The sequence below is a fragment of the Sphingomonas mali NBRC 15500 genome (assembly GCF_001598415.1).
In the GTDB taxonomy this organism is placed as follows: Bacteria; Pseudomonadota; Alphaproteobacteria; order Sphingomonadales; family Sphingomonadaceae; genus Sphingomonas; species Sphingomonas mali.
The window spans coordinates 141,859-155,636 of sequence record NZ_BCYX01000003.1; the positions used below are offsets into that span (position 1 = coordinate 141,859).

The window sequence follows — 13,778 nt, forward strand, 5'->3', positions numbered from 1 at the left end:
TTACTGAAGACTAGGGTCCGGACTCATAACGATCAGGATGACGGTGGCGGCGATAGCTATGGTCGCCATGAAGGTTTTGATGTTGCGATCGAAGCGCATGGCGACACGGCGCCAGTCCTTGAAGCGGCAGAACATACGTTCGATGATGTTGCGCTGTTTGTAGACGGCGGGATTGCAGTCAAGCTTGACCCTGCGATGGCGCTTGGGCGGGATGACGGCTGTGGTGCCGCGTGTCGTGAACATTACCAGGCGTCAGCAGGACGACGTGCGGGCGGCCCCTGGTATCACAGATGGCGTGGAGCTTGGTGTTCCTGCCGCCACGCGTCTGGCCGATACCATTGGCCAAGCCCCCCCTTTTGCGCCGCCCGCGGTACGGTGAACCTTGATGCAAGAGCTATCTATGAAGAGCCGGTCGGGGGCATTCTCGGCGCCGGCGGGCGCAGCGAAGATACCCTCCCATATCCCGCGCTCGACCCAGCGAACGAAGCGGTTGCACAGCGTCTTCTTCGGGCCATAGACCTGCTCGGGACAATCGCTCCAGCACCCTCCCGACTGCAACGCATGCACAATGCCCGAGAGTACGCGCCGATCATCGACCCGCGGCATCCCGCGTGTCGGTCGGTAACAACGGCGCAATCCGGGACCACTGTGCATCCGAAAACCAGAAGAAATCCGCCATCTTCAACGCCTCCTCAACGGACGCGTTGAATCATCCCTTCGCCGCCTTGGGAATCCCGTTTATAGGTCCGGACCCTAGTTCAGGCGTGAACATCTTCAACAGCTGCGCGGTATCGATCTTCCCGAGTGTGAGGATATCCGCATTCGTCAGGCTGAAGTCGAGCGCTTTACAATCAAGCCCGTCAACGGTCGCTGGCGCATCGGGCGCCTGCGCATGGACCGTACCGGAAAGGCTGACGACCACGGCCAAGCCCAGGTATGGCATGCCGGCCTTCTTCATCTTTGATCCTCCCACGAGCGCCGCCGGGGCGGCACAATCCCCATGTCTCAATCGACGTCGCTCAATGCCCGGTCGGTGCCGCTGGCCGGGTCGGCACCTCCTCCACCAACAACCGAACCGGTCCAAGCAGCCCCGACGGGAGAAGCTTACTGTCGGCAGCATAGGTGGACTGGGGCGCATAGGTGACCGGGGTGGCGCCTGGCTGTTTGTCGCCGATCAGGCGGTTGGGCCAAAGGTTCACGATTTCAACGTCCAGCCTATTCGTTCCGCGCTTGAGGAGCGATGCCAGGTCGAGGCGATAGGGTGCATGCCACAAAGTGGCGACCTCCTTGCCGTTCACCGAAATCGTGGCGACATCGCGTACGGTACCGAGGTCGAGGATTACGCGGCGCCCCTTGCCCAGGTCTTCCCGATCGACGGCGAGCGCGTGGCTGTAGGTGGCCGCACCCGAAAAGTAGCGGATGCGTGGGTCGGCGTTGCTCGACCAGTCGCTCAACCGCGGGAAAGTCGCCGTTGCCGGTGCCCCTCGCCCCGGTTGGAAGCGTACCGACCAAGGCCCGGTAATTTGCCTGGCCGCGATCAGATGCGGGCTCGGCACGTTCTCGCCAGTGGCGCTACCGGGACGGCGAAACACTACAAAGCCCGCCTCAAATGGTGCAAGATTGAGTTCGACCCGCGTCAGGTCTCGGCCGACCCGATAGGTTAGTGGCCTGATCTCGCCCGTCTCGGGAACCCAATAGTCAGCCGCACGTCCCTTTGCGCGGAACCCGACCGTGACCTGACGAGGCTGATCGGACCTGCTCGAGATGTAATAAATGTCGGCATCGTCCGTCCGGCGATGAAGCGACATCAGCGGCACGCCGGAGGGGACCTGAACATCCGGCGCGATCGTCAACGCATCGAGGGCCGGACCAAGCGTCGGGCTTGCGATGATCCGCCCTTTACCGAAATGGCCATTCGCGTCGGCGGCACCCCAAAGGGCGGCAACGGCGGACGCGAATGCCGCCTGGTCGGCCATGCCGAGGGCGGCCTGGGGCCGTTTCGCGACAACCGTCCCCCCCGCATCGACCAGCTCGGCAATCTTGCGCACGACCGGCAATGTCATGTGCGTGACATAATCCGGCACGTACAATACGCGGTAGGCCATCCCGCTGTCGGTGACGATCGATCCGTCGCGCACGCTCATGCGATTGAGGAGCGCGTCCGCGTTCACATAATCATAGCCATAACCGTCGGGCACGGTTCGGTCGGGCTGGTGCTCGAACCGCTGCGTCAGATTCTCTTCCTCGCCGTAAAAGCAGGCGACATCCGCTACATACTGGCCCTGTTGAAGCATCCATGAGGTTCGAGCCAGATAGTCGACCCAGGGCTTCGCACGCTCCGCCCAGGTGTCGTTCCGGTTGAAGAACTGACCGAAGAACGCCATTGCCAGTCCAGGCTTCTTGTCGACGAAGGGCTGCAAGTGGGATTCGTGCAGCAGGATCCGGTTCACACCCTCGGCGAAGATCTGGTCGGCGACGGGCTTCAACATCGCGGGAGAGAAGGCCCAGGGATCGCTGCCGGCCGCCACGGTGAGCGATTCGGCCGCTACCAACTTTTTGCCATAGATATGCGCGGCCGAGGCTGCTTCCCTGAGATCGGCCACGAGACTTGGCTGGCCAGGATCGGTTGCGAAGGGGCGATACCAGAACTCGGCGGTCGGAATGTCGGATTGAGCTTTGGCCGTCAGCCCGTCGCTGATCGCACGCGGCGTGTCGCCCTGGACCTCCGTATAATAGGCCATGCCATTGCGGTGCGCTTCGGCAGCGAGAACGGCATAATGGTTCTGGACCACCAGGTCCTTGAGCGTCTGTCGGAAGTCGAACAGGAAGGCTTCGCTCCGGGCGCTGTTTTCAACCACGCGCCCGGCGAGGACAGGTAAGTAGGGTGTTGGATCGTAGCCGCGCAATCGCTTGAAGTCGGCGAGGATCCCAGGAGTCCAGTTCTGCACGCCCGCTTCCCAACTGTCGGTCAGCAGGGCAGTGACGCCGTTCGGACCCAAGGAAACATGGCTTTTGTCGCGGTAAAGAGCGAATAGCCCGTCAACGTAGCTGCGCACCGCGGCGGCATCGAGCTTGTCCACTTCGAGGCCTGTAGCGGAGGGTTCCGCCGGGCCGTTGACTTGGCCGGTGAGCGACCAGCCGAAGCGGAGGATCGTCCACGAACCCTTTGGCGGTGTCCAATCCAACGTTCCATCCGGCTGCACGCGCGACGTCAGATCTACGACGTCGCTTGTCGGTATACCCGTGTCCGGAGCCGGCAGCGCACGTTGATCGACAATCGACTGGAACCCCGCCTTCGCTTCGAACTGATCCAGGCGAGGGCTGCCCTGAAGCTTCAACAAGCGGAGTCGGATTTCGCTTGGGCGGCTCGGATTGGGAAAGCCGGGGGGAAGGCCGAGCAACGCGCGGCCAGCTGGTGGCCGCGCGAAACGGACGCGAACATAGCGGGCGGAAGTAGCGGGTATGGAGAAAGTCTGCTGCATCGCCGGCTTCTCGGCGCCGCTCGCCGGGACGGAGCGGATGGACCGGAACGCCCGGCCATCATCGCTGGCCAGAAGCTCGACCGCCGGCCAGCCCGAATGACCTGTATCGACCGCCGCGGTGACGGCACGAATGGTTTGAACATGTCCAAGATCGATGTCGATCGCGAGGCCGGGTTCCCCGATGGGCAGATCGACCGACCCGGTGAGGTCGGTCGGAGCCGTAGCGAGCGCGGGAAGCGGCTTTCCGCCGCTGGAATAGGCGCCGCTCAAATCCGCATCGGCGGCCGGCGAGCGAAAAGCGATGGTCGGACCGTCTCCCCGAGCTTTGGCGCCCGCAGCGGTGCCGGTCGCCGGCACCCCCACCGAAAGGAAGGGCCCGGTGATGTCGCCCGGCGTCGGAAGGTTGAGATGAAGGCGCTCTCCACCGGCAACCTGGGTCGTCGACCAGACATATTTTTTCATGGCTTGCTCGGGCTTTACCCACGGCGCGCCAGTCTGACTCCAGCCGGGTGACCCGGCGATCGTTACTTCCATCCCCGCCGCTCGCGCCTGCCGAACCGCTCCACGGTAGATAGCCGACCAGCCATCGCTCATGAACGGCAGAGGACGATCAACCACGGGCTGTTCCAACATGCCTCCCGCGAAAGCGTGCACCCCGCCGATGCCGATACGCTGCATCCATTCGAGATCGAGTTGCGCACCTTCCGCTGTCACGTTGCCGCTCATCCAATGCCACCAGACCTGCGGCTTGGCTGCCTGTGGCGGCGTTCGAAATCCGGCAAGGAGAGCGTCTTTCGCCCCGGAGTCGCTCACTGGCGAGGCAGCGGGCGAGGCGGCAGGTTGCCCGATGGCCGAACCCGTGCTCAGAAGGGCAAGGATTACCCCGTATCGATGCCTTCTGCTCCACCCCATTGATTGCACTCCAATATTATTGTTGCACAGGGGGCACGCCGACAAGCGACACCACCGACTGCCAGGCGCGGTCCCCAGGCGCTCCTCACGATCCGACAGGAACTGGCTCACGGTTTGGCGGAGAAGGCACACTGGGCCTGCCCCCCGCTACGCGGAAAGGCGAAGGCGATTTCAGTGGGCATTTCACCGTTTCACAGTCAGGATGATCGCTCTGAAACGGCAACAGCCCGGCCCCATTGCAGGCATGGTTAGGTACTTTCGCGAATAGAGAGACCGCGGCGAAGAGCATTCAAGACTGCGGCGTTGAAGTATTTGCCTACGCGGGTGTTGGGGCCGATGATATCGAAACCGTGATACGCCCCGGGCACGACGACAAGATCTGTCGGAACACCGGCGTCCACGAGGCGATGCGCATATGCAATATCTTCGTCCACGAACAGGTCGATCGAACCCACACCAATGAAGGTGGGCGGCAGCCCGGCCAGATCCTTGTATCTCGCGGGCACGGCCTGGGCTGGGACGGAACCGGTGCCCGGTCCTTGACCGAGAAATGACTGCCAACCAAATCGATTTTCTGCTTCTTTCCAGACCAGCGTGCCGATGGGAGAAGCAGGATGGTGAGTGACGCCGGTCCGGTCATCGAGCATCGGATAGATCAGCGCCTGATAGGCAAGTTTCACTTCCTTTCGGTCGCGCGCCGTTAGCGCCAACAGCGCGGCATGACCGCCGCCCGCGCTTCCGCCCATGACCGCTATCCGAGCAGGATCGACGCCAAGGTCCTGTGCGTTGGAATGCAGCCACCTTAGAGCCGCATAATTGTCCTCTATGGATCCCTTAAACGTCGTTTCCGGAGCAAGCCGGTAATCGACGGTAACAACCACGCAATCCAACTCGGCGGCTAACGCTTGTACGTCACAAATCCTCCCAACGGCATCGCCCAAGACGAATCCGCCTCCATGCGTGTAGAGAATAGCGGGCCGGTCGCTTCCCGGTCGCGCGTTGACCACATATATCGGCACCATATAACCGTCATAGCTCCGGACGAGGTGCTTGGTGAAGCTGGGCGACGGCAACGCTGGAAGCGTGAAGATTTTCCCCAGGGCTACACGCTGCGCCGCAAGCGTCTGAGCGTTGAGCGGGGGCTGGCCGGCAGATGCCTTCATCATGTCGGCCGCCATTGGTCGGAGCTCTGGATCGACGAAGGCCAGGTTCGCCTCCGCCGAATAGGCCTTTGACCCGAAGAAGCCACACGCGGCCGCGCCGATCATAAGATCACGTCTGCCAATTTTCAGCATTTGCGCTCTCCTGTTGTGGTCATGTTTTTCTGTGAAGCGAACGATGGGCCGCGCCAAACCAGTTGCTTGAACTCGTGGGAAAGCAGCCTACCGCTACCGCGATTTCAGATACCGATCGAAGAAGCTGACGATCATATCCCAGCTTGGCGTTACCGGTTGAGGTATCTCGACCTTGCAGCCGTCTGAGCTGGTCGACCGGATCGTCGCGCCATAGGCAAGGCTCGGGTCGGACATCATCTGATACCAGGTGCCGTGTCCCGCGATCGGCAAGCTCAGGAAGCTGGCGGTATGACACGCCTTGTTGAGCGCTTGGTAGAACATCTCGCCCTGGCCATATGGCACAGCGGAATCCCGTTCGCCGTGGATCACCATGATGGGCGGATCGGCCTTGCTGATGTAGCGGATCGGATTGGCGCGCTCGACGGCGTCGGGGCAGCTATTGAGCGCGCAGCCGATCAGCAGGGATTCGGGCGAGCCTGCTGAGGCGTGGCAGAATGGCGCCGTCAGCGAGGCCGGAGCCTTGGGATCGCAGGGGCGAAGGGCCGCAGGGTCCATCTGCAGAAAATCGGTCGGGGGGTAGAAGGCAATCGCGGCTTGAACCGCGCTGGAAATCCCGGTGACGCCTTCCCCTCCCTCCAGTTCCGGGACATCGCCTGTCACCGCGGCCATGGCCGAAGTCCAGCCGCCCGAGCTTTCACCGATGATGCCGATGTGACCACCGTCCAGACCATATTTTCCGGCGTTCGACCGCAGCCAGCGAATGGCCGCCTTGATGTCATACACTTGGGCAGGGAAGCGCGCCTGGGTCGACGACCGGATCGACACGCCGGCGACCGCATAACCGCGCGGGACCAGAATGGCCGCAAGTCCCTGAGCATCCATCTTCCCGTTGTCGGCCATCCAGGCCGATCCGTGCGTGAAGATCACGACAGGAACCGGCTTACTGCGATCCTTAGGCAGGTAGAGATCAAGCAAATGACCCTGCCCGGTCGCAGCGTCGGACTTGGCGTAGGCGACATCTCGCTCCGTCGGTGCCGGTCCGGGGAGTGGAAGTGGTGGCTTAAACGCGGTGTTTTGGGCGCTCGCCGGCCTGGCGACCATCGCTCCAATGACCGCGGTCAGGATTGCCGCTATCCCAAGGGCCCGGATCTTCTTTCGTGTCATAAGCGGTCAGCCAACATTCCAGATGGGGAGATGGCGGCGCCGCCGAGTTGAGGCTCGGCGGCACCTGAGGGAGCTCAGAACTTGCGGGACACACGGACTCCGTAGGTCCGGCGCGGCCCAAGGTATTCGGCGGAATTAATTAGACCTACGACGTAAGTTTTGTTGGCGAGGTTTCGACCGAATAGTTCAGCCTGCCAGGGCCCGTTTTCATATCGAAGGAATGCATCGAACGTCGTGTATCCCTTCATGAGGAAGTAGTCTGTATCCTGGAAGATCGACGCGAACTGGCTGCTTGTATGCTGAACTTGTACGCGGGGTGTCAGCGTACCCTTGCCGAGCGGAATAGCATAACCGACCGAAGCGTTGAGGGTCAGCTCAGGCGAATATGGATTCGCCTGGCCCGAAAGATTCACCAGGTACGGCCCATAGTCGAAGCAAAGTGGCGGGTTACTCGCCGCTCCCGAGGCACATTGCGGCCCAAGGAATCCGCCTGGCAGGCGATAGGAGGCCACGGCGGTGATGCTACCGACCTTCGACTTGTTGTAAGCCAAGCCAGCGTCGAGCGAGAGAGGCCCGAAGCGAGCCTGCGCGGAAGCTTCGATTCCCCATACCTTCGCATCGCCCACATTTCGAACCGAACTCTGGGTCGTTAACGGATTGAGCACCTGCTGCTGCATGCCGCGATAGTTCATGTAATAAGCGCCAATCTGTGTGCTGACGCGATTGTCCAGAAACCGGCTCTTCCAGCCGATCTCATAATCCATCACCTTCTCGGGTCCGAAGAAGTCATTGGCGCTGTTTACGCCGCCGCCCTTGTAGCCGTTCGCAACGAATGCGTAGAAGAAGTTCGTGGGGCTGGCTTGCCAATTGAGCGAGATTTTGCCTGTTGGCGTATTCTTCTTGTACACTCCTGTGATGGGAAGAGTCAGATTCGCTGCGGGGATGCGTGCGGCCCCCCCGGACGATAGCTTATCGAAGCTCTCGCGTGCACCGATTTGGATCTGCAGAGAATCGGTAAGCTGGTATCCGACCTGCCCGAAGATGCCCATCAACTGTTGAGTTACGGTGCCATCGACGATCAGGTTTGCGCCCGTCCCATCTTGCGTTGCGGGAACGCCGCTCGAGTAGAGGGTAACCCCACCCGGCGTGTGCCGACGGAAGTAACTCGTGCCCACGAGCCAGGTGAACTTGCCGGAGTTCGGCGAAATAATGTTGAACTCCTGGCTAAAGTAGTTGTCGTTTGGTCCGATCACTTGCAAAAAGTACCCGCCACCGGCTGCCCCTGGCGCACCCGAGAAATCGGTGTCGTCTGCCCGAACCTGCTTTAGATGCTGGAAGCCGGAGAGCGAACGGAAAACGATCCCGCTATCGGTGGTGTAACGCATGTCGAGGCTGTATCGGTCGGCATATTCGCGCCAGGTCTCATCGAAGTCATATGCGAGATCATATGGCCCCATCGACGTGCGATTCCCATTGTAAACGCTCGGGCCGTTGTAACCATAATTGTAGAAGCTCGAGGCCGGATCGCACGTGCTGCATGCCGGGCGTGGCCGTCCGGTCAATCCTCCCGGATTACTCGAGTTGAGTTCCGCCTTGAGCACCGCTTCGAAGTTCGAACTGGGACGCCACAACAAGCTGACGCGGATATTGCGGTCTTCAACCCTTCCCGGTTGAGAATTCGGCTCGTTCGTTCCAACGGCAACGTTCGGTCCATAATTGTGGAAAAAGCTATCCCGGCTTTCAACGTTGAACGCAACGCGCGCCGCCAGAACGTCCGAAATCGGCAGGTTGATAGCACCATTGACCCGGCGTTCGTTGTAATTGCCCGCTATGGCTTCGATGTAGCCGCTCACGCCGCCGGTCAGGTCCGGGTTTCGCGAATTGATTTGCAACGAACCCCCGGTGGAGTTCTGGCCAACGATCGTGCCTTGAGGCCCACGCAACACTGTAACATCGGCGATATCGTAGAATGGCGTCAGGAGCAGGATGGCTTCGGGCTGGTAGAGTCCATCGTGGAACACTGCAACGCCGGTCGTAATGGATGGTAAAACCGAGTTGTTGCCGAGGCCGCGCAAGTTCACGTTCTGCGCGATACCGCTCTGGGTAACCGACAGGCCGGGTACCTGGCTGGCAAGATCATTGATGCGAACCACTTGCCGCTCTTGAAGCTGCTGACCGGACACCGCCGAAATCGAGATGGGGACCGTTTGGATATTGGTCGTGCGGCGCTCGGCCGTCACGATGATGTCATCGACCTTCGAGGAATCCGCCGCGGGTGCCGTTTGGTCGGGTGCCGGAGCCGCGGTTGTTTGATCGGGCTGGGCCGTAGCGGCCTTATCAGCGCTCGCGGCAGCGGGGAAAGCAAACAAGGACGTTCCGGCCAATAGGCAGCCGAACGCGGTCATAGTGCGACGATTAATCATATTTCCTCCCCTATTTTATCGGTGATTGCCTGTGAAAAATTGCTGCTGATCCATGCTCGCGGCATGACAGCTGGATCGGAAGCGTGTGCCGCACCGTAGGACTGGCCTCCACGGATTGCCGCGCGATTCGGGACTTGAAATTCCCGGCTGCAGCGAGGCTGCCTTCGCGTTGATCATCAGCTCCTCTCCGTTGTGCGTCTAAATCCTCCCGAACGCCGCGGACCAATGGCTTGGTTGGGAATGCTAGGCGTGGAGGGGCACCGCCTTCCTGCACAATATCAGCGCGCTTCGGCATGGCTCGGCACGATTTCGCCCGAAAGCGCAGCGCGCCGATGAGGCGAACGATCGTGCGTGTCGGTGCTATTTTGAGGGCACGAAACGACTATAAAGCAGGGCAACAATTATCGGGAGGAGGACGGTCGCGCTGCTGCGCCTCCCCTTCCCGTTGTGCCGCGATCACGCTCTTCCGCTATAACCGCATCGACCGTCGCCCCCTCGGGGGCCTAGCGTAGTGCGCTCGCAACGACGTTCGCCTCGCCGTGCTCTATTGAGCGCGGAAGCGGGCTCCAGGGCTTTTGTCCCAATGACCCGGCGGACGCCGATCAGCGGATCGAGCGGCGATAGGCGCCGGGCGTAACCCCCGTCGTCCGTCCGAAGATTCGGGTCAGATGCTCCTGGTGCGTGAAGCCACACCGTACCGCGATCTCGGCGATCGGCAGGTCGCCGCGCAGCAGTTCGCGTGCCCGCTCGACGCGCTGCTCGATGATGTACTGATAGGGCGCCCGTCCGGTCGAGCGCTTGAATTGGCGCGCGAAATGGATCGGGCTCAGGTTGGCGGCACGCGCCAGATCGTCGACGCTGAGCGGCGCCTCCATCTTTTCCGCGACCACCGCCCGGACCCGCGCCATCTGGCTCGGCTGGAGCCCGGTAATGCGCGGCAGCTCGGTCTGGCGTGCGATCGCGTGGTGCCGCACCAGCTGCGCCGCGATCAGACGGGCGACGCTGTCCGCGAAGAGGTCGGACTGCTTTTCCTTCATCATCGTGCAGGCCAGTCGGGCCAGCTGCTCAAGCAGCGGATCATGTTCGCCCATGCGGGGAAGAAATTCCACCGCGTCTATGTCGTCGCGACATAGCTCCCGCACGGCGGCGTCGGTGAGCGCGCGAGACACATAAAGATGCACGGTTTCCAATGGCGCCAGCAGCGCCACGCCGAAGTCGCGCTGAGCGGGAAGGAAAAAAAGGCCGCCGGTGCCGATCCGCGCCTCCCGCCGCTCTCCGCTCAGCTCGCGCCGAATGCGAACGGGGCCGTTCATGTGGACGATGATCAAATGGTGCTCATTGGCCCGAAATGCATCCGCATAGGGGTTTTCGCGCTGATGCGACGCGTAGAAGGACTGCCATTCCAACGAGTCGCTCGATCGCAGGATCTCATGCTCCGAACGCAACAGAATGCCATGAGTGTCGGCAGCGGTGAGGCCACATCCCTCCCCTGTACGCATGTCCCATCCTCTCTCGCTACCGGCCGACCCTTCGGGTTTTAGCATTAAGTGTGGCGAGAAACCGCGCGATTGTACAGGCGTTAGTCGCCCATCTGTGGTCCAGAGCAATGGAAGTCGTTGTCTACGCTCAATCATTTCGTACGGAGAACGTCTCCGTTGAAGGCACCATCGATCGATTGCGCTGATCTTGCCGCCCCCGTCCCTAGAGCTCGTCAGCTCGACAAGCCCAGGTGATGGATTCGATCGGTGTTGAAGTGATACGATATCGCTCCAACGATCGCTGGCTTTATAGCTCGTTTCGCACCGTCGAGTAGCGTCGGCGCGTACCCACCTTCGGGCGTGACCGTGCAAGCCGTGCCGAAGCACGCTGATATTGTGCAGGAAGACGGTGTCCCTCCGCTTCTAGCGTTGCCCCAACCAGCCCACGGGCCAAACGCCTTCGGGAATCGAGCGCGAACCAGCGCTGCGGCAGGCAGAGGAGATCGGCAATGTCGGACGTCATCCGCCGATTCGGCTCTCTTGAGGACTTCGAGGAAGGCGACGTCGAGATCATCAACGACCGTGGACCTTCTTGGTCAGCATTGGACCGCTCCCCGCGGCACCTGACGCGAAACGCTTGCGGACGAGGGTGTGCAGCGGCCAGTGGTCGGTTGCGGCGGCAGAGGAGAACCCGATTGCGCGGCCGCCAGGGACGTTTTTGGGGCCTGCTCGCGACAGCCTCATTGATCCTCGGCGCCACGCCTGTTGGGGCCAAAGGCCCGGTCAGCGACGCCGAGGTAGCAGCACGTGTCGATGCTCTGCTTGCGCGCATGACTCCCGCGGAAAAGGCGGGCCAGATCACGCAGGAGTTCGATTTCAGCACCATGCCCAATGGCGTGAAGCCCGACGCGGCGATCGCCGCGGGCCGGGTGGGGTCGCTGCTTTTCCTGACCGATCCAGCCGAAATCAATCGCCTTCAGAAAATTGCGGTCGAGCAGAGCCGGCTGAAGATCCCCCTGCTGTTTGGCTTTGATGTCATCCATGGGCTTCGCACGATTTTTCCCGTGCCGATCGGCATGGCCGCCTCATGGGATCCGAAGATGGTCCAGTCGGTGCAAACGATCGCCGCGGCCGAGGCAAGATCCGTCGGGGTGCATTGGGCCTTCGCGCCGATGGTCGACATTGCCCGCGATCCGCGTTGGGGTCGGATCGTGGAGGGCGCAGGGGAAGATCCTTATCTTGGCGCGGCGATGGCACGCGCGCAGGTCCTCGGCTTTCAAGGTCCCTATATCGGCAGCGCGGACCATATTATCGCCGGGCCCAAGCATTTCGCCGGCTATGGCGCGGCCCTGGGCGGGCGCGACTATGACCAGGCCGACATCTCCGACGAGCAGCTGTGGAACGTCTACCTGCCGCCGTTCAAGGCCGCGCTGGATGCCGGCGCCGGCAGCATCATGAGCGCCTATATGGCGCTCAACGGCGTGCCCGGGGCGGGCAATCGCTGGCTCCTCACCGATGTCCTTCGCAAGCAATGGGGCTTCAAGGGCATCGTGGTAAGCGACGCCATGGCGGTGCAGTCGCTGGTGACCCATGGATATGCCGCGGAAACGACGGACGCGGGCATTCGAGCCCTCACGGCTGGGCTCGACATGGAAATGAGCATGCCCGGGCAAAGCGCTTTTTCCACCCTGCCCGCGTCATTGGCTGCCGGTAAGATTCAGATGGCCGAGCTTGACCGGGCGGTTCGCCGGATCCTCGAGGCCAAGGTGCGCATGGGCCTGTTTGATAATCCCTATGTGGACGAGAAGAAGGCGGCGGCCATGCTCGCCAGGCCTGAGCATCGCGACGCCGCGCGCGTCGCGGCGGAGCGATCGGCCGTCCTGCTCCGCAATGAGGGCAATTTGCTCCCGCTGAAGCCGAGCGCAATCAAGTCGATCGCCGTCATCGGGCCACTGGCGGACTCCAAGCTCGACACGCTTGGTCCCTGGGTGTTCGACCACCATGTCGGCGAGACCGTAACCATATTGGACGGGATCCGGCACAAGGTTGGGGCCGGCGTCCGGGTGGGATACGCCGCTGGTGTTCAAATGCCCGCGCGGCAAAATCCATCGATCTTCGAGGCGTTCGTTCCGCGACCGCCCAAAGTAGCGATTGACGAGGATGCGGAGATCAAGCGGGCTATGGCGCTCGTCGCCGCATCGGACGTCGCTGTGCTGGTCCTCGGCGAGGATTCACTGATGATCGGTGAAATGGCTTCCCGGTCCAGTTTCGATCTGCCAGGCCGACAGCGGGAATTGTTGAAGGCTGTCGTCGCCACCGGAAAACCGGTCGTATTGCTCTTGATGAACGGTCGGCCGCTCACGATCGGCGCGGCCAAGCCTCAAGCTGTGATGGACATCTGGTACCCCGGTACGCAGGGCGGAAATGCCGTCGCCAACCTGTTGTTCGGCGACGCTGTCCCGGGTGGCAAGCTGCCCTTCACCTGGCCCGCGAGCGCGTCGCAGGTTCCGTTGGTCTATTCTTATTATCTGTCCCACGATCTGCCGAATGCGGCGAAGCGCTACTGGGATACGTCGAATGCGCCGACCTACCCTTTCGGCTACGGCCTTTCCTATTCGACGTTCGCCTTTTCCAATCTGAAACTCGACAAGACCGTCGTCGCGCCCGGCCAACCGCTTTCCGTATCGGTCGATGTCAAGAATACCGGTCAGCGCACCGCCGACGAAGTCGCGCAGCTCTATATCCATCAACGCTTCGGTACGTCTTCCCGGCCGCGACGCGAACTCAAGGGGTTCGAGCGCTTGACGCTCAAGCCCGGCGAAGTCCGCACCGTCAAGTTCATCCTTTCGGCAGCGGATCGCACCTACTGGAGCGCCGCGACCCGCTCCTGGACGGCGGACGAGGCTCCTTTCGACCTTTGGGTTGGCGACAGTTCCGAAGCGACGCTCTCAACCTCGTTTTCCGTTCGGAAATGAGCCGTCGCACGATCCCAGATTGGCGGCCTCGTGGCACGCAGAGGAGATA

At 61.8% G+C, this 13,778-nt stretch carries 7 protein-coding genes and 1 pseudogene; 1 reads left to right on the plus strand and 7 read right to left on the minus strand.

Translation table 11 applies throughout. The features are described 5' to 3' along the window. From SMA01S_RS24095 to SMA01S_RS04580, 7 genes and pseudogenes are all read right to left on the minus strand, one after another. Nucleotides 1–679: pseudogene (locus SMA01S_RS24095) on the minus strand (IS5 family transposase). A 30-nt stretch (nt 680–709) separates the two neighbouring features. After that, nucleotides 710–958, minus strand: a complete 249-nt coding sequence (locus tag SMA01S_RS04555) for an SAM domain-containing protein (protein WP_066817888.1) — start codon at nt 956–958, stop codon at nt 710–712. Nucleotides 959–1,019: 61 nt separating this feature from the next. Beyond that, the gene (locus tag SMA01S_RS04560; protein ID WP_084250063.1) at nt 1,020–4,394 is read right to left on the minus strand and encodes a glycosyl hydrolase; all 3,375 of its coding nucleotides are present in this window, start codon (nt 4,392–4,394) and stop codon (nt 1,020–1,022) included. A 248-nt stretch (nt 4,395–4,642) separates the two neighbouring features. Further along, nucleotides 4,643–5,689, minus strand: coding sequence for an alpha/beta hydrolase (locus SMA01S_RS04565; RefSeq protein WP_066817894.1), 1,047 nt, complete (start codon nt 5,687–5,689; stop codon nt 4,643–4,645). A 93-nt stretch (nt 5,690–5,782) separates the two neighbouring features. Beyond that, a complete protein-coding gene (locus SMA01S_RS04570; RefSeq protein WP_084250064.1) occupies nt 5,783–6,853 on the minus strand; it encodes an alpha/beta hydrolase fold domain-containing protein in 1,071 nt (356 codons plus the stop codon). Between the two features lie 74 nt (nt 6,854–6,927). Beyond that, the gene (locus SMA01S_RS04575; protein ID WP_084250065.1) at nt 6,928–9,276 is read right to left on the minus strand and encodes a TonB-dependent receptor; all 2,349 of its coding nucleotides are present in this window, start codon (nt 9,274–9,276) and stop codon (nt 6,928–6,930) included. Between the two features lie 602 nt (nt 9,277–9,878). Further along, complete coding sequence (locus tag SMA01S_RS04580) at nt 9,879–10,682, minus strand: helix-turn-helix domain-containing protein (RefSeq protein WP_245649152.1); 804 nt, start codon at nt 10,680–10,682, stop codon at nt 9,879–9,881. 581 nt (nt 10,683–11,263) lie between these two features. Here SMA01S_RS04580 and bglX point away from each other — a divergent pair. Continuing rightward, on the plus strand, nt 11,264–13,729 hold the full coding sequence (gene bglX / locus SMA01S_RS04585) for a beta-glucosidase BglX (protein ID WP_084250066.1): 2,466 nt from the start codon (nt 11,264–11,266) through the stop codon (nt 13,727–13,729). Nucleotides 13,730–13,778 lie beyond the last annotated feature (49 nt).